General features: G+C 71.7%; 13 protein-coding genes and 1 riboswitch. Of the genes, 6 read left to right on the forward strand and 7 right to left on the reverse strand.

Annotation, left to right across the window (positions count from 1 at the left end; genetic code table 11):
• The first annotated feature begins 297 nt into the window (after positions 1–297).
• On the forward strand, positions 298–1,236 hold the full coding sequence (locus tag OHA19_RS16055; protein ID WP_405715943.1) for an esterase/lipase family protein: 939 nt from the start codon (positions 298–300) through the stop codon (positions 1,234–1,236).
• A gap of 276 nt (positions 1,237–1,512) precedes the next feature.
• The gene (locus OHA19_RS16060; protein ID WP_405750607.1) at positions 1,513–3,030 is read left to right on the forward strand and encodes a M23 family metallopeptidase; all 1,518 of its coding nucleotides are present in this window, start codon (positions 1,513–1,515) and stop codon (positions 3,028–3,030) included.
• Positions 3,031–3,102: 72 nt separating this feature from the next.
• Here the strand turns inward: OHA19_RS16060 and pcrA are convergent, their stop codons facing one another.
• Complete coding sequence (gene pcrA, locus OHA19_RS16065) at positions 3,103–5,586, reverse strand: DNA helicase PcrA (protein WP_405715940.1); 2,484 nt, start codon at positions 5,584–5,586, stop codon at positions 3,103–3,105.
• Positions 5,587–5,832: 246 nt separating this feature from the next.
• Positions 5,833–5,998, forward strand: a riboswitch (cyclic di-AMP (ydaO/yuaA leader).
• Between the two features lie 6 nt (positions 5,999–6,004).
• On the opposite strand from pcrA, the gene OHA19_RS16070 reads away from it, so the two are divergent.
• Positions 6,005–7,153 carry an NlpC/P60 family protein gene (locus OHA19_RS16070; RefSeq protein WP_405750609.1) on the forward strand — a complete coding sequence of 383 codons (1,149 nt, stop codon included), beginning with the start codon at positions 6,005–6,007 and terminating at the stop codon, positions 7,151–7,153.
• Between the two features lie 55 nt (positions 7,154–7,208).
• Here the strand turns inward: OHA19_RS16070 and OHA19_RS16075 are convergent, their stop codons facing one another.
• Positions 7,209–7,562 carry a hypothetical protein gene (locus OHA19_RS16075; protein WP_405715936.1) on the reverse strand — a complete coding sequence of 118 codons (354 nt, stop codon included), beginning with the start codon at positions 7,560–7,562 and terminating at the stop codon, positions 7,209–7,211.
• A gap of 313 nt (positions 7,563–7,875) precedes the next feature.
• Between OHA19_RS16075 and OHA19_RS16080 the strand changes: the two genes are divergently transcribed.
• Together OHA19_RS16080 and OHA19_RS16085 are read left to right on the forward strand one after the other, a co-directional pair.
• Positions 7,876–8,937: an NlpC/P60 family protein gene (locus OHA19_RS16080; RefSeq protein ID WP_405715934.1), complete on the forward strand. Its 1,062-nt coding sequence runs from the start codon at positions 7,876–7,878 to the stop codon at positions 8,935–8,937.
• 138 nt (positions 8,938–9,075) lie between these two features.
• Entirely contained in the window at positions 9,076–9,837 is a 762-nt protein-coding gene (locus OHA19_RS16085) for a GNAT family N-acetyltransferase (protein WP_405715932.1), read from the forward strand.
• Positions 9,838–9,861: 24 nt separating this feature from the next.
• Here the strand turns inward: OHA19_RS16085 and OHA19_RS16090 are convergent, their stop codons facing one another.
• Both OHA19_RS16090 and OHA19_RS16095 read right to left on the reverse strand, forming a co-directional pair.
• Positions 9,862–10,557: a LuxR C-terminal-related transcriptional regulator gene (locus tag OHA19_RS16090; RefSeq protein ID WP_405715930.1), complete on the reverse strand. Its 696-nt coding sequence runs from the start codon at positions 10,555–10,557 to the stop codon at positions 9,862–9,864.
• Positions 10,541–11,839 carry a PspC domain-containing protein gene (locus OHA19_RS16095; protein WP_405715929.1) on the reverse strand — a complete coding sequence of 433 codons (1,299 nt, stop codon included), beginning with the start codon at positions 11,837–11,839 and terminating at the stop codon, positions 10,541–10,543. The genes OHA19_RS16090 and OHA19_RS16095 overlap by 17 nt, the downstream gene beginning before the upstream one ends.
• Positions 11,840–12,008: 169 nt before the next feature.
• Here OHA19_RS16095 and OHA19_RS16100 point away from each other — a divergent pair, with 169 nt between their 5' ends.
• Complete coding sequence (locus OHA19_RS16100) at positions 12,009–13,349, forward strand: PspC domain-containing protein (protein WP_405715927.1); 1,341 nt, start codon at positions 12,009–12,011, stop codon at positions 13,347–13,349.
• A 156-nt stretch (positions 13,350–13,505) separates the two neighbouring features.
• Here the strand turns inward: OHA19_RS16100 and OHA19_RS16105 are convergent, their stop codons facing one another.
• From OHA19_RS16105 to OHA19_RS16115, 3 genes are all read right to left on the reverse strand, one after another.
• Positions 13,506–14,015, reverse strand: coding sequence for a DoxX family protein (locus tag OHA19_RS16105; protein ID WP_405715925.1), 510 nt, complete (start codon positions 14,013–14,015; stop codon positions 13,506–13,508).
• 107 nt (positions 14,016–14,122) lie between these two features.
• A complete protein-coding gene (locus OHA19_RS16110) occupies positions 14,123–15,391 on the reverse strand; it encodes a hypothetical protein (RefSeq protein WP_405715923.1) in 1,269 nt (422 codons plus the stop codon).
• 134 nt (positions 15,392–15,525) lie between these two features.
• The gene (locus OHA19_RS16115; protein WP_405715921.1) at positions 15,526–16,296 is read right to left on the reverse strand and encodes a class II aldolase/adducin family protein; all 771 of its coding nucleotides are present in this window, start codon (positions 16,294–16,296) and stop codon (positions 15,526–15,528) included.
• Positions 16,297–16,407 lie beyond the last annotated feature (111 nt).

Below are 16,407 nucleotides of genomic sequence, written 5' to 3' on the forward strand. Positions count from 1 at the left end.
GTGGACGGGGAGGGGGAAATCACACGTGGGACATGTTCGCCGGGCGCCGTTCCCGTAATCACGCGGCAGACCTGCCGTGCGGGACCGGCCGCCAGGGGAGCCGCTGCGAGGTCGCCGTACCACCGCGCCGTCAGCCGCGCGGCACGGTGGTACGGCCAGGCCCGGCATTCGGCCGGACCCGGCCGCTCGGGTCATCCGTCCGGCCGCCCGGCCGACCGCACCGCCGCGACGGCACCCCATGAGAGGGCATCCGGGGCCGGAGCCGCCTCCCCCGCCTGCCGGAGCAGGAGGTCGGCCATGAAGGACCTGCCTTTTCTTCCCTCGCTGCTGCGCATGCCGTGTCCGCTCCCTGCCGCCCGGCCGTCCTCCGCGCTGCTGAAGGCCACCGCCCTGGAGCTGGCGGTTCTCGCCGGGCATCTGCTCATCTATCCCACCGGCATAGCAGGGGAACGGCGGACCGGGCCGCACACCCCGCCCCCCGGCACCACCTCACCCCCCGGCGCCACCCCGTCTCCGCGCACCATCTCGCCCTCCGGCGCCACCCCACCTCCCGGCGCCACCGCCCCGGCCGGCGCCAGCGCCCGCCCCGCCGAGGGCGACGAGCACCCCCCGGTCGTCCTGCTGCACGGCTTCATCGACAACCGTTCGGTCTTCGTCCTGCTGCGCCGCTGCCTCGCCCGGCACGGACGGCACCACCTGGAATCGCTCAACTACTCACCGCTGACCTGCGACATCCGGACGGCCGCCGAACTGCTCGGGCGGCATGTCGAGGAGATCTGCGCCCGCACCGGACACCACGAGGTCGACATCGTCGGGCACAGCCTGGGCGGCCTGATCGCCCGCTACTACGTACAGCGGCTGGGCGGTGACCAGCGGGTCCGCACGCTGGTCACCCTCGGCACACCGCACGGCGGCACGGCCGTCGCCCCGCTGGCGAGCGCTCACCCCATCGTGCGGCAGATGCGTGCGGGCTCCGCACCGATCGAGGAGCTGCGTATGCCCGCGCCCGGCTGCCGCACCCGGTTCGTGAGCTTCTGGAGCGAGCTGGACCGGGTGATCGTCCCGGCCGAGGCAGGCCGCATCGACCATCCGGATCTGGACGCGCAGAACGTACGCGTCACCGGGATCGGCCATCTCGCGCTGCCGGTACATCCGGCCGTCGCCACCGCCGTCCGGCAGGCGCTGGAATCCCGCGACCCGACGGCCGAGGCCACCGGAACCGCAGGAGCCGCGTGAATCGGCGCGGCCGGACGGTCCTGCGGAGCCGGCAGGAGCCCGCAGACAGGCCGACAGGGACCCCACAAATAGAACGAGTTTCGAACATAAGGCCAAGGCTGTGTGCGCACTCCGTCGAAAGACGGCCGATTGCCCGTTTCCTGAGCGGCCCGTGCCCGCCGAAGATTGTCGGCGTCGCGTACCGCCGGGTACAGTCGCGGCCACTGCTCCCCCTGGGATCCACCCCTACCGGTACCCCAGAGCACAGGTCCTGCTGCCGAGGCGAGAGAGAAGTTGGTGAACGACCAGCACCCCCACGCCGGGTACGCCGGATACGACAGCGATGCGACCGGCAGCTTCGACAGCGACCCGCTCTTCGGCTCGCTCCCCGGCGGCCACGACGGCGCATACTGCGGCGGCTACGGCGCCGGACAGCCCGGGTACAGCGGCCAGTACGACTCCACGCAGTGGGACACGGGCGCGCACCCGACCACCTCGTACGACGCCTATGCCCCGTACGCCGCACAGCCCCAGCAGCAGTACGAGGCGGGGCCGACGTACGAGACCACGGCCACCTGGACGCCCGCGGCCGACTACGGCACGGAAGCGACCGCCACCGCCACGTTCGCCGGGATCCCGGCGCAGGGCGGCGCCCCGGACGCCACGGGCCAGTGGGACACCACCGGCTGGCACACGAACGACCAGTGGGCCACCGGAGAAACGGCCGTCTACGACTCCGGCGCGTACGACGCCACCGCCTGGAACACGGGCGCCACGCCCGAGCACGATCAGCAAATCGCGCAAACTACGCAAACCGCACAGGTTTCGTACGAGGCGCACGGATCGTACGAGTCCTACACCGACCTGGACTCCCACGACCCCTACGAGCTCCACCACGCCACCGGCACGGGCGACGCGGACGGCGCGGAGACCATGGACGTCGCGAACGCCGCAGACTCTGCGGACACCGCCGACATCACGGATCTCACAGAGCCCACAGAGCTCACGGACATCGCGCCCGGCTCGCGCCGCACGCCCAGCCGTCCCGCCACCCGCAACGGCGGTGGCGGCCGCAGCAGGCGGCGCTCCCCCGCGAAGCGTTCCGCACTGCTCACCGTCGCCGTCCCCTCCGCCTGTGTGATGAGCGTGGCCGGTATCGCCGCGGCCTCCGTCGGCGGCCTGGGCGGCGAGGAGAAGAAGGACGACGCCAAGTCCACGATGGCGGCCGCCGATCCCGGCACCGTCAAGCCGGTCGCCGCCAACAACAAGCTGGACACCCAGCTCGCCAACCTCAGCGCCGACGCGGAGAACTTCGCCGACCGTGCCAGCCGTACCCAGGAGCGCATCGACCTGAGGGAGCGGCAGGCCGCCGAGAAGAAGAAGCGCGAGGAAGAGGCCGCCCGCAAGGAGGCGCTGCGGCCCAAGTACGTCATCCCGGTCGCCGAGCACGGCCTGAGCGCGTACTTCGGCCAGGCGGGCGTCAACTGGATGTCCGTGCACACGGGCATCGACTTCCCCGTCTCGTACGGCACCCCCGTGATGGCCGCGACCGACGGCACCGTACGTACCCAGTGGAACAGCGCCTACGGGAACATGGCCATCGTCACCATGGCCGATGGCACCGAGACCTGGTACTGCCACCTCAGCAGCACCAAGATCCGCTCGGGCCCGGTCAAGGCCGGTGACGTCATCGCCTACTCCGGCAACTCGGGGAACTCCACCGGCCCGCACCTGCACTTCGAGGTGCGCCCCGGTGGCGGAGTGGCAGTGAACCCGCTGCCCTGGCTCCGCAGCCACGGCGTCAACCCGACCTGAGCCGAAGGGGCGGAGCAGCGGAGCCCGTGCGGCGGCCAGGGACGACAGTCCCGGCCGCCGCACCGCCCCCGTCTACAGCTTCTCGACCGGCGCGTACCGCAGCAGCAGCTTCTTCGGCCGCTCGTCCCCGAAGTCGACCGTCGCCTTCGCCTGGTCGCCGATGCCCTCGACCACCGTGACCGTGCCGAGCCCGAACTGGTCGTGCGTGACCCGGTCCCCGACGGCCAGCGTGATCGTCGGCTTGTCCGAGGTCCGCCGGGTCGCGAAGCCCGAGGGTCCGGAGCGCGAACGCGAGGAGGACAGCGACGACGTGATCCCCGACGTCGGTCCGGCCGGAGCCGCCATCGGCCCGGTCCGCTTCCACTCCAGGTGCTGGTCCGGGATCTCCTCCAGGAACCGCGACGGCGGGTTGTACGAGGGCTGCCCCCACGCGCTGCGCATAGCGGCCCGGGTCAGATAGAGCCGCTCGCGGGCCCGGGTGATACCGACGTAGGCGAGCCGCCGCTCCTCCTCCAGCTCCTTCACCTGTCCCAGCGCCCGCATGTGCGGGAAGACGCCGTCCTCCATGCCGGTCAGGAAGACGACCGGGAATTCGAGGCCCTTCGCGGTGTGCAGCGTCATCAGTGTGATGACGCCGGAGCCGTCCTCGTCCTCGTCGGGGATCTGGTCGGAGTCGGCGACGAGCGCGACCTTCTCCAGGAACTCGGCGAGCGTGCCCGTCCCAGCGCCGGTGCCGGGTGCCGTGTCCGCGCCGTCCTCGCCCGCCGCGCCGGCCGCTCCCTGCTCCTGCTCGAATTCGAGGGCCACGGCGGCCAGTTCCTGAAGGTTCTCGATCCGGGTCTCGTCCTGCGGGTCTGTGGACGCCTGGAGCTCGGCGAGGTAGCCGGTGCGCTCCAGGACGGCCTCCAGGACCACGGCGGGGCCCGCGCCCGACTCGACGATCGTGCGCAGCTCCTCCATCAGCGTGTTGAACCGCTTGACCGCGTTGGCCGACCGGGCCGCCATGCCGTACGCCTCGTCGACCCGGCGCAGCGCCTGCGGGAAGGTGATCTTCTCGCGCATGGACAGCGCGTCGATCATCGCCTCGGCGCGGTCGCCGATGCCGCGCTTGGGCACGTTGAGGATGCGGCGCAGCGGGACGGTGTCCTCCGGATTGGCGAGGACGCGCAGGTAGGCCAGGATGTCCCGGACCTCCTTGCGCTCGTAGAAGCGCACGCCGCCGACGACCTTGTAGGGCAGGCCTACGCGGATGAAGATCTCCTCGAAGACGCGGGACTGCGCGTTCGTACGGTAGAAGATCGCGACGTCACCGGCCTTGGCGTCGCCCGCGTCGGTGAGCCGGTCGATCTCGTCGGCGACGAACTGTGCCTCGTCGTGCTCGGTGTCGGCGACGTAGCCGGTGATGCGGGCGCCCGTGCCGGCCTTGGTCCAGAGGTTCTTGGGGCGACGGCTCTCGTTGCGCTCGATGACCGCGTTGGCGGCGGACAGGATCGTCTGCGTGGAGCGGTAGTTCTGCTCCAGGAGGATCGTCGTCGCGTTCGGATAGTCCTCCTCGAACTGGAGGATGTTGCGGATGGTCGCGCCGCGGAAGGCGTAGATCGACTGGTCCGCGTCGCCCACGACGCACAGCTCGGCCGGGGCGTCGCTCTCGCCCGCCGGGCCGACCAGCTCGCGCACGAGGGTGTACTGGGCGTGGTTGGTGTCCTGGTACTCGTCGACCAGGACGTGGCGGAAGCGGCGGCGGTAGTGCTCGGCGACGTCCGGGAACGCCTGGAGCAGGTGGACCGTCGTCATGATGATGTCGTCGAAGTCCAGCGCGTTGGCCTCGCGCAGCCGGGACTGGTACATCGCGTAGGCCTGGGCGAGGGTCTTCTCGAAACCGTCGGCCGCCTGGCCGGCGAAGGTCTCCTCGTCGATCAGTTCGTTCTTCAGGTTGGAGACCTTGGCGGTGAACGACTTCGGCGGGAAGCGCTTCGGGTCGAGGTCGAGATCGCGGCAGACCAGGGCCATCAGCCGCTTGGAGTCGGCGGCGTCGTAGATCGAGAACGACGAGGTGAAGCCGAGCCGCTTCGACTCGCGGCGCAGGATGCGCACACAGGCGCTGTGGAAGGTCATGACCCACATGGCGTTGGCGCGCGGTCCGACGAGCTGCTCGACGCGCTCCTTCATCTCGCCCGCGGCCTTGTTGGTGAAGGTGATCGCCAGGATCTGGCCGGGGTGCACCCCGCGCTCCGCGAGGAGGTGGGCGATCCGGTGGGTCAGCACCCGGGTCTTGCCCGAGCCGGCCCCGGCGACGATGAGCAGCGGGGAGCCCGCGTGGACGACGGCGGCGCGCTGCTCGGTGTTCAGCCCGTCGAGGAGCGCCGCGGAGTCGATGACGGGGCGGTGCGCGCCGTCGCGGTAGTAGGCGTCCCTGGGCGGCGGGGGCCCGTCGAACACGCCCGCGAAGAGGTCCTCCGGCACCTCTTCGGGTGCGGAGTCCTCGGGGGGCGGCGGGGGCTCTTCCTCCGTGTTCTGGAGGCCGGCCAGGAAGCTGTCGTCAAAGAGGCTGCTCATCGCTAGTCGAGTCTAGGGCGCCGGACCGACAGGCGTCGGCCGCATGGCGAACCACGCATCGCGACGGACACCCAGCGGAGGTGCGCGCCCACAGCGGGTGAGGAATTCCCGGTCCCCATCGCCCACTCCGACAAGGTCACGAAAACGTATCGGGCATATCGAACATCAACCTTCACAGCAGCACCATGGGTTGGCTACCGTGCTCGACCGGGCGGCCCGTACCCCCTTGAGGCGAACCACGCCGAGCGGGCGCCTCCGCCGAATCCGGGCTGCCCCCGAGGGAGCTCGGAACCGGGGACCCACACGCAGTACTGGGGTGAATCGGTCCTTATCCCCCACTCGGACCGTAGGGCAGCCTTCCGTTCCGCCCGAACCCGACAGCTAACCCGGTAGGCGGTCCACGGAAGGAGATGCCGCCTTGGCATCCCATCGCAAGCCGCGCACCCGGGTGCGCACCACCGCACCGGCCGTCGGGCTCACCACGGCGGCCCTGGCGTCCGTGACGCTGCTCTCCACGCAGAGCGCCATGGCCGCGCCCGATCCCAAGCCCAGCGTCGAGGACGTACAGAAGAAGGTCGACGACCTCTACCGGCAGGCGGGCACCGCGACCCAGCAGTACAACCAGGCGAAGGAGGCCTCCGCCGCCCAGCGCGGCAAGGTCGACGCCCTGCTGGACGACGTCGCCGAGCGCGCCGACAAGCTGAACGACGCCCGCAGGACGCTCGGCACCTACGCGGCCGCGCAGTACCGCAGCGGCTCCATCACACCGAGCGCCACGTTCTTCCTGGCCGACGACCCGCAGTCGTACTTCGACCAGAGCCAGTTGATGGACCGGATGACCAGCCGGCAGCAGAAGGCGATCACGGACTTCCGTACGCAGCAGGCCAGAACGGCGAAGAAGCGGGCCGAGGCGGTGCGGAGCCTGGAGACGCTGACGACGACGCAGAACACACTGCGCACCAGCAAGCAGAACGTCCAGACGAAGCTGGGCGAGGCGCGCACGCTGCTGTCGAAGCTGACCGCCGAGGAGAAGGCGCGGCTCGCGGAGATCGAGCGCAAGAAGGAGGCGGAGGCCAAGCGCAAGGCCGAGGAGCTGGCGAAGCGGCAGGCCGCCGCGAAGGCCGAGGCGGACCGCAAGGCCGAGGAGGCCGCGAAGGAGTCGGGCGGCGGCAGCGGCGCGGGGACGGGGTCCGGAACCGGCTCGGACAGCGGCTCCACCACCAAGGCGGAGAAGGTCCTCGCCTTCGCCAGGGACCAGATCGGCAAGCCGTACGTCTGGGGCGCGACGGGCCCGGCGTCGTACGACTGCTCCGGGCTCACCCAGGCCGCGTGGAAGTCCGCGGGCGTGGACATACCGCGCACCACCTGGGACCAGGTCAAGATCGGCACCCGGGTCGCCACGGCGGACCTGCGGCCGGGAGACCTCGTCTTCTTCTACGACGACATCAGCCACGTCGGCATCTACAAGGGCGACGGGATGATGATCCACGCGCCGAAGCCCGGGGCGAACGTGCGCGAGGAGTCGATCTACTACATGCCGATCTACGGCAGCGTGCGGCCCGCTTAGCCGGCCTCCGCGCGCCGTGCCGCCCCGGTGCCGAGACGGCACGGCGCGGGCGGGATCAGGTCCAGAGCGTGGCGATGAAGATGTTGAGCATCGTCAGTCCGCCCACCGCCGCGAAGGCGCCCTTGTCGACCTTCTCCTCGTCCCGCTTGATGTAGACGAGCGCGAGGACGACGACCAGGACCAGCAGCTTGACGCCGATCTTGATGTTGTTGACATGGTTGCCGTCGGCCTGGTTGAGCCCGACCAGTGCGACACCGGTGACCAGCATGGTCAGCGCACCGTGCAGCATCGCCGGGACGAACCGGGCCGTGCCCGCGCCCATCGCCTTCATCTGGGTCAGGAAACCGCCCAGCAGGGAGGCGATTCCGATGATGTGCAGGGCGACGAAGACATGAATGAGTACGTCCATGAGGCCGCAGCCTAGCCCCGGCCATATCACCCCCCGGCAGGCAGGTGTGCCTTCCTGACCACTTCACTCGCGTCTGTACCAATTGCCTGACTCTGGTGCAATTTTTCCGATCACTCGACGCCATTGCCACGCCAAATTCAGACAATAAGCGTCATTACGACTCCTGCCTGTGCCCCGGGATTAGCGTCGCTGACCAGACGACCGGCTCACCTCCGCTCCGTACGCGGACGGCGCACCGGTCGCCCCGCCGAGAGTTGCGGCGGGCCCGTCGGTAGCCCCCGGCGGGCAGTCGTCAGGAAGGACGCACGCCCTCGTGGCAGCGCATCGAAAACCCAAGCAGCGCTTGTACACCGGCCCTGCTGCCCGCACCGCGGCGACCCTCGCCCTCACCGGGGCCGCCACCGCCGCCGTGCTGCCCGGCCCGGCGCACGCCGACCCGCAGCGCACCCCCGCCCAGGTCAAGGCCGAGGTGGACCGGCTGCACCACGACGCGGAGGTCGCCACCGAGCAGTACAACGGCGCGAAGGAGAAGGCGTCCGCCGCCGAGGACGCCCTCGACGACCTGCGCGACGAGGCCGCCCGCAGGACCGGGCGCCTCAACGCCTCGCGCGACGCACTGGGTTCGTTCGCCGCCGCGCAGTACCGCTCCGGCGGCCTCTCCACGTCCGTGCAGCTGGCGCTCTCCTCCGACCCCGACCAGTACCTGGAGCGGGCGTCGTACGCGGACCGGATGGGCGACCGCCAGGCCGCCGCGCTCGGCAAGGTCCGGCGACAGGTCGCCCAGATCGCCACACTGCGCTCACAGGCCAAGGGGGAGCTGGCCGCGCTCACCTCCCGCCGGGCCGAGCTGAAGAAGCACAAGGCGACGATCACCACCAAGCTGGCCGACGCCCGGCGACTGCTCGACCGGCTGACCCCGCCCGAGCGCACCGCCTACGAGAACGCCGGCCACGGATCGGCCGACGGCACCCGTTTCGCCGGTCACGCCGACCGCTCCGCCGCGCGCGGCGCCGTCCGGGCGCCGAACGCCCGCGCCGCCGAGGCCGTCGCCTTCGCGTACGGGGCGCTCGGCAAGCCGTACGTCTGGGGCGCCACCGGCCCCTCCTCGTTCGACTGCTCCGGGCTCACCCAGGCCGCCTGGCGCTCCGCCGGTGTCTCGCTCCCCCGGACCACGTACACCCAGATCAACGCGGGACGGCGCATCTCGCGCTCCGAACTCGCACCGGGCGACCTGGTGTTCTTCTACTCCGGCATCAGCCATGTCGGGCTGTACATCGGCAACGGGCAGATGATCCACGCCCCGCGCACCGGGTCACCGGTCCGGATCGCGCCGATCGACCAAATGCCCTTCGCCGGGGCCACCCGGGTGGCATAGGCTCCCGTCCCCGATCCGGGTCGGCCCGCCACCGAAGCAATCGTCTTCGGGCCGATCCGTCATCGGAGCAACCGCCTTCGGGCCGGACCGCCATCGGACCGGCCCGCCGTCGCCCGACCGGCCAAAGGACCACCCCACATGCCCATGGACGCCGATGTCCAGACCCATGCCCGTACGCTCGCCCAGCGCTCCCCGGACCACCTCCGGGTCGGACCGTTCACCGTCCACTACAACCCGAACTGGTCGCTCAAGTACGCCAATTACGCCATCCCCGACCAGGACGCCGAGCCGACACCCGCCGATATCGACGCGCTGATCGCGGCGTTCCGCGAGCACGACCGGCTGCCCCGGCTGGAGTTCCTGCCCGGCTCGGCGCCGGCGGTCGAACCCGCGCTGCTCGCCGCCGGGTTCACCGTCGAGAACCGGGCCCCGGTCATGGCCTGCGCACCGGACGAGCTGCGGATACCGAAGCCGGTGCGCTCCCTCACGATCGCCGAACCGGCCACCGACGCGGAGTTCGACGCCGCCGCGCTCGTCCAGCACCACGGCTACGGCGGGACCGGCGAACCCGAGGGCGGCATGGCCGACTGGCTGCGCACCGCGGCCCGGGACGGCGGGGTCGCCGCCCTCGCCACGGTCGACGGCGTGCCGGCGGGCGCGGGCGGCTGCTCCGTCCCGGTCGACGGCCTCACCGAGCTGGCCGGTCTCGCCGTGGCCGACGCCTACCGCCGCCGCGGCATCGGCGCCGCGCTCTCCGCGCATCTGACCGCGACCGCCTTCGGGCGCGGCTGCCGGGTGGTGTGGCTGGAGCCGGGCGACGCCGACGTGGAGCGGATCTACGCGGGCATCGGCTACCGCAGGGTCGGCGAGAAGCTGAACATCTCGCTCGAACCGGCCTGACGCACCCGCCGCCCTTCGGCCGGCTCAGACCAGCCGTCGCGCCGTCGCCCACCGGGTCAGCTCGTGGCGGTTGGAGAGCTGGAGCTTGCGCAGCACCGCCGAGACGTGCGACTCGACGGTCTTCACCGAGATGAAGAGCTGCTTGGCGATCTCCTTGTAGGCGTAGCCCCGGGCGATCAGCCGCAGCACCTCGCGCTCGCGCTGGGTGAGGCGGTCCAGGTCCTCGTCGACCGGCGGCGCGTCCGTGGAGGCGAAGGCGTCGAGGACGAAGCCGGCCAGCCGGGGCGAGAACACCGCGTCGCCGTCCTGGACCCGGAAGACCGAGTCGACCAGGTCGGCGCCCGTGATGGTCTTGGTGACATAGCCGCGGGCGCCGCCGCGAATGACGCCGATGACGTCCTCGGCGGCGTCCGACACGGACAGCGCCAGGAACCGCACCGGGTTCTCGACGGCCCCCATCAGCGGGGCGCAGCGGCGCAGCACCTCGACGCCGCCGCCGCCGGGCAGGTGCACGTCGAGCAGGACGACCTCGGGGCGGGTCGCCGTGATGACGGTGACCGCCTGGTCGACGTCGGCGGCCTCGCCGATCACCTCGACGCCGGTCTCCTCGGTGCGGCCGATCTCGGCCTGGACTCCGGTGCGGAACATCCGGTGGTCGTCGACGAGCACGACCCGTACCCGGCGCTCCGGGCCCCCGGTCGCCTCAGTGATCTTGGTCATCGCTCGCCCTCTCCATCTCCAGCTCGACTTCCGTGCCCCCACCGGGCACCGAACGCAGCCGCGCCGTACCGCCGTTGCGCTGCATCCGGCCGATGATCGATTCTCGTACGCCCATTCTGTCCCCCGGCACGGAGTCCAGGTCGAATCCCGGACCCCGGTCGCGCACCGACACGAAGACCGTGCGGCCCTCGACCTCGGCGTAGACCTGCACGGCGCCGCCCTCGCCACCGTACTTGGCGGCGTTGACCATCGCTTCGCGCGCGGCCTGCATCTGTGCGGTCAGCTTCTCGTCCAGCGGGCAGTCGCCGACCACGACGACCTCCAGCGGGACACCGTGCTTGTCCTCGACCTCGGCGGCGGCGCGCTTGACCGCTTCGGCGAGGGTCTCGGGTTCGTCGTCCTCGTCCTTGCCGGTGCCCTCGGGGTTGTACAGCCAGTTGCGCAGTTCGCGTTCCTGGGCGCGGGCGAGCCTGCGGACCTCGCCGGCGTCGTCCGCGTTGCGCTGGATCAGGGTGAGGGTGTGCAGCACCGAGTCGTGGACGTGGGCGGCCACCTCGGCGCGCTCCTGGGCCCGGATGCGCATCAGGCGTTCCTCGGAGAGGTCCTGGGTCATGCGTACGAGGTAGGGGCCGGCCAGCAGCGCGATGCCGGTGAGGACGGCGATGGCCGCGGTCATGACGTTGCCGAGCTGGGCGGCGGAGCCGCGTACCACCATGAAGACGGCCAGGCCCAGGCCGACCAGGGCGACCCCCGCGAGCCCCCGGGCCAGATGCAGCACCCGGCGGCGGCTGCCGACCTCCATCCAGCGGGCGCGCCGGGCGTTGTCGGCCTGCCGCCACACCAGTACGGAACCGGCGCCGATCAGCAGCGTGGGCCAGATGTAGCGGTTGGCCCCGCTGCCCATGTCGACGTTGCCGACGAAGATCATGGCGCCCAGGAGCAGCGCGATCAGGGCGAAGACCTGGCCCCGGTCCGGCTTGCGGAGCCGACGCCTGCCGTCCGGGGCGGTCTCGAAGACCGAGCGTGGTGCCTCGACGCCGCCGACACCGAGCGGGACGACGATCCAGAACACGGCGTAGAGCAGCGAGCCGAGGCCGTCCGCGAAGAAGAGTCCGAGGAAGACGAACCGCACCCAGACGACGGGCAGCCCGAGGTGCCCGGCGAGACCGCGCGCGACGCCGCCCAGCAGCCGTCCGTCGGCGCTGCGGTACAGCCTGCGCAGCGGCGGCTCCTCCGGGGCGGGGTTGCGGGAGCTGGCGGCTCGGGTGGTGGCGGCTGGCATGCCCCGATCGTCACATGCCCGTACGGGTGAGGGCATCAGGGTCGGCCCCCGAATCGACCCTGAGAGCCCGGTTCCGGGGTGGCCCTCAGGGGCCCGGCCGGCCAATATCAGGGATCGGCCAGGGTCGGCTCGGGTCCCGGACGGGCTCCCGGCCCGTCACCATGGAGCCATGACCGTTCCCCAGGACACCTCCCCCGGTGTCGCTCCGCCCCCCGAACCGGCCCCGCTGCTGCGGCGCAGTCCGCAGCACAAGGTGGTGGCCGGGGTGTGCGGCGGGCTCGGCCGGTACTGCGACGTCGATCCGGTGATCTTCCGGATCGTGCTCGGGGTGCTGTCCGTGACCGGCGGCATCGGGCTGATCTTCTACGGCTTCGCCTGGCTGCTGGTCCCGGTGGACGGCGAGGAGGAGAACGAGGCGCGCAGGCTGCTGTCCGGCCGGGTGGAGGGGGCGTCGCTGATCGCGGTGCTGCTCGCGCTGATCGGCTGCGGTCTGTTCCTCTCCATGCTGGGCAACGGCGGCACGCTGGCGTTCTCCGCGATGCTGTCGCTCGCGGTCGTCGGCTTCGCCGTGTGGACGCAAGCCCGCAGGACCGCGGCGCCCGAGGACCCGCTGCATCCGGCGACCGCGCAGGCGGTGGCGGACGCGCCCCCCGAGGTGAAGGCGCCGCCGACGCCGGGCAGCCCGTCGTGGTGGCGGGATCCGATCGTCAAGGACGGCACCTCGGGTCCGGTGGGCGCGGGCTATCTGTGGGGCCCGGCCGACGCGGTGGTCCCGCCCCGTGCGCCGCGCCCCGCGGGTGCCGCGCCGAAGGATCCGTTCCGCGCGCCCCGACGGGAGCCCGGCACCAGGGGCCCGACCTCGATCGGTGGTCTGGTCTTCCTGTTCGCGCTGATCGCGGGCGGGCTCGGCACTGGGCTGAGCTGGGAGTCCCAGCCTCTCGGTACGAGTCTGCAGTTCGGCCTGGCCGGTGCGCTCGCGGTGTTCGGTCTTGGCATGCTGGTCAGCGCGTTCCTGGGGCGGACCGGGTTCGGCACGGTCATGCTGTCGATGATCACGGCCGTCCTGCTGGCGTGCGCCTCCGCGCTGCCCAAGGACATCTCCACGCAGTGGGTGCGCGAGGGCTGGCGCCCGGCCTCGGTGGCCGCCGTCCAGCCGCGCTACCAGCTGGGCACCGGAGTGGCCCGGCTGGACCTCACCGGGATCACGGTGCCCCGGGGCGACACCCTCGCGACCGAGGTGGGCGTCGGGGCCGGCCGTGTGGTCGTGATCGTGCCGAAGGAGGTGACGGTGAAGGTGGACGCGAGGTCGGGCCTCGGCGACATCACCCTGCCGGTCAGCCGGCCCGGCGGGGCCCCGGCCGCCGAGGCGCCGGCCGAGGTGGACATCAGGCCGTCGCAGAACGAGCACCGGACGCTGCCGCCGTCCCCGGGCAGCAGACCGGCGGGCACGGTGGAGCTCACTCTCGAAGTCGGCATCGGACAGGTGGAGGTCACCCGTGCTGCGTCATGAGATCCGTCCGGGACGGGCGGTGGCGGGAGTCGTCATGCTCGCGCTGGCGGCGGGATACGCGGCGGACGCCGCAGGGCTCTGGGACGCCCCGTGGGTGTTCTTCTTCCCGCTGTTCTTCGGCGGCCTCTGGCTGGCCGCCACCGCGACCTGGGTGAACTACCGGATCCGTCGCCGCCGTGACGCGAGAAGGGCGTCCGCGGAGAACGCCGCGGCCCCGCCGAGCAGCAGCGGCAGCCAGGCCATGAGATAGACCAGGTCGTTGCCGAAGTAGTACGGCGAGACCTGCCAGCTCACGGTCAGCCACAGGCTCAGCGAGATCAGCGCCCCGCCGAGCGCGGCGAGCCGTGCCCACAGCCCGACGAGGGTGCCGAGGCCGACGAGGAGTTCACCGATGGCGATGGCGTAGCCGAAGGCGCCGGGGCTCTTCAGCGCGAGGTCGACGAGGGCCGGGATCGCGGACGAGTCGCGGACCGCGTGCATGGTCTCGCCGATGGAACCGGCGCCGCTCGCCTTGAAGAAGCCGCTGTCCGTGAGCTTGTCGAGCCCGGCGTAGACGAAGGTGACACCGAGGAAGATCCGCAGGGGCAGCAGGGCGTGCTCCCGCGCCAGGTCCTTGAGCCCTCTCGACTCGCCCAGACCCCGTATGTTCGTGCCGTATCCCTGCATGTGGCCGCACCGCCTTCCGTAGACCCGTCACCTGACCTTACGTACGCAACGAACGCTCTACTCACTCGGTGGGTACTCCGGCCGGTGCCCGCCACGTGGTACGGCGGTCAGTCCGTCACGTCGATCTCGACCCGGTTCGTCTCCACCCCGGCGGCGGTCACCACCTGCACCTCCACCACCCCCGGTTCGACCTCCACCGGCACCGGCACGGTGAGGACCCCGTCCGTCGGGTTGGCGAAGCCGCCGGTGACCGGGATCAGCGGCACATGCACATGGACCCGGCCGATCCGGACGACCATGCGGGCCAGCCGCTCCGGGGTCCCGGCGCCGGGCGGCACGAAGCCCGCACCGCGGATCTCGATGTCGTCGCCGGTGCGGACCGGCGAGTCCAGGTCCCCGGCCTCGCGGGCCCGGACCACCGAGAGGATCACCGGGCGCCCGCCCTCCGCGTACTTCCCGGCGAAGTAGGCGAGCGCCGAGACGGTGACCAGCAGCGCCAGGCCCCAGGGCAGGTCCGGCAGCTGCTCGGGCCGGCGGGCGAGGCGGACCGCGGCGAACAGCACGGCGACGGTGCTCACCAGCACATACTGCACATCCGTGAAGCTGCCCCGCCCGGAGTCGTCGGTGAGCAGGTCGGCGGCGCGCGGCCGGACGGCCCGCAGCTTCTGGAGCCGCCCGGCCAGCGTCCTTACGGTCACCACCCGGCGTACGACGACGGCGACGGCGCAGACCAGCGCGAGCACGGTCACCACCCCGGCGCCGCGGGCCAGGTCCAGCCCCTCGATCAGTCCGTCCCGCTCGGCGTGGCCGGATGCGCCCGCCAGCTGGAGCGCCAGCACGAGTACGGAGAAAACCGCGAGCAGGACCCAGGAGGCGGCGACCGCCCGGGAGGTGGAGAGCCGGTTGTCCTCGCCGATCAGCGGGGCGAGGAGGCCGCCCCGGGCACGGTGGACATGGGCGGCGCCGGTCAGCAGGCCCGCGGTGACGAGTCCGGCGACCAGCCCGGCCGTACGGGCGTTGGTCCAGCCCGCGCCGATGGCGGTGGCGGCCTCACCGATGACCAGCAGGGCGACGCCCGCCCACACCGCGATCAGAGTGCGCCGCCAGACCCGGTACAGCCAGGCGTCGCCCTCCTCCCGGCCCCGTTCGGCGACGGTCCTGGCGGACTGGGTCAGCTCGTCCGAGACCCACTGACGGGTCGCCGAGGCGGACTGCGCGACCCCGGGCGGCAGCCCCTGGCCGGCGGCGAATTCGTCCCGCTTGGCCAGGAACACGGCCACCGCGCGCCGGTGGCCCTCGCGCGCCCCGTGCGGGCAGTCTCCGCACGTGCAGCCGCCCCCGTGCGTGCTGCCCGCCCTCGCCTCGTCCAACGCCACTGGGAACGCCGCCCTTTCAACCCCCGGTACAGCCAACTCTGCTGTGATTGCTGCGAATTGTGCCGTACGAAAGGGCTCCGGACCGCATCGGGGCGGCTCTTGAGCGGCGACCGCCCGAATGTGCGACCGGATCGTCAGAACGTGCGACTGATCCGGCGCCACAGGGGCTGGTAGTTGATCCAGGCCACCAGGTCGCTGCCCAGCTGTTCACGGGTGGCGAGCGCGTCCGGGTGCTCGATCAGCACCGGCTTCCCGGCCGCCCGCGCGGCCAGCTGCACCTGGCAGGAGCGCTCCAACGCGATGAACCACCAGGCGGCCGCGTCGACCGAATCACCGACGGTCAGCAGCCCGTGGTTGCGCAGCACGATCGCCTTGTGTCCGCCGAGCGCGGCGGCGATCCGGCGCCCCTCGTCCTCGTCCACGACGACCCCGGTGTACGCGTCGTAGAGGACATGATCCTCGTAGAAGGCGCAGGACTCCTGGGTGATCGGCTCGATGAGCTCACCGAGCGCGGACAGGGCCCGTCCGTGCACGGAGTGGGTGTGGGCGACGGCGACGACGTCCGGGCGGGCCCGGTGCACCTGCGCGTGGACGGCGAACGCCGCCTGATTGACGTGGTGACGCCCCTCGACGACCTGGCCCTCGCCGTTGACCAGGATCAGTTCGTCCGGTGCGAGCCCGGCGAACGGGGCCCCGAAGGGATTGACCCAGAAGCAGTCGGAGAACTCCGGGTCCCGGGCGGTGATGTGCCCGGAGACGCCGTCCTCGTACCCGTACTCCCCGAACAGCCGGAGCGCCCCGGCCAGCCGTTCCTTGCGGTGGGCGCGCTCGTCGGCCACGGATTCGTGGACGGGCGGCATCGCGAAATGGAGCTGGTCCACGGGTATGGGTGTGGGCTCGGACATGGCGGCTCCTCGTGGCTCCCAGGACGTACGGGATCGGAAGTTACCGCCGGTTGCCGCAAGTGGCCAGGGGTACGGGGGCGGATGGGCTGCGCGGAACCGCCCCCGAGCGTT

It is taken from the genome of Streptomyces sp. NBC_00012 (assembly GCF_045040875.1).
GTDB lineage: Bacteria > Actinomycetota > Actinomycetes > Streptomycetales > Streptomycetaceae > Streptomyces.

What these genes read in the sequence shown, in the direction of transcription:
- OHA19_RS16055 (WP_405715943.1), top strand. Translation starts at nt 298, where the DNA reads ATGAAGGACCTGCCTTTTCTTCCCTCGCTGCTGCGCATGCCGTGTCCG.
- pcrA (WP_405715940.1), bottom strand. Translation starts at nt 5,586, where the DNA reads ATGAGCAGCCTCTTTGACGACAGCTTCCTGGCCGGCCTCCAGAACACG.
- OHA19_RS16075 (WP_405715936.1), bottom strand. Translation starts at nt 7,562, where the DNA reads ATGGACGTACTCATTCATGTCTTCGTCGCCCTGCACATCATCGGAATC.
- OHA19_RS16085 (WP_405715932.1), top strand. Translation starts at nt 9,076, where the DNA reads ATGCCCATGGACGCCGATGTCCAGACCCATGCCCGTACGCTCGCCCAG.
- OHA19_RS16090 (WP_405715930.1), bottom strand. Translation starts at nt 10,557, where the DNA reads ATGACCAAGATCACTGAGGCGACCGGGGGCCCGGAGCGCCGGGTACGG.
- OHA19_RS16095 (WP_405715929.1), bottom strand. Translation starts at nt 11,839, where the DNA reads ATGCCAGCCGCCACCACCCGAGCCGCCAGCTCCCGCAACCCCGCCCCG.
- OHA19_RS16100 (WP_405715927.1), top strand. Translation starts at nt 12,009, where the DNA reads ATGACCGTTCCCCAGGACACCTCCCCCGGTGTCGCTCCGCCCCCCGAA.
- OHA19_RS16105 (WP_405715925.1), bottom strand. Translation starts at nt 14,015, where the DNA reads ATGCAGGGATACGGCACGAACATACGGGGTCTGGGCGAGTCGAGAGGG.
- OHA19_RS16115 (WP_405715921.1), bottom strand. Translation starts at nt 16,296, where the DNA reads ATGTCCGAGCCCACACCCATACCCGTGGACCAGCTCCATTTCGCGATG.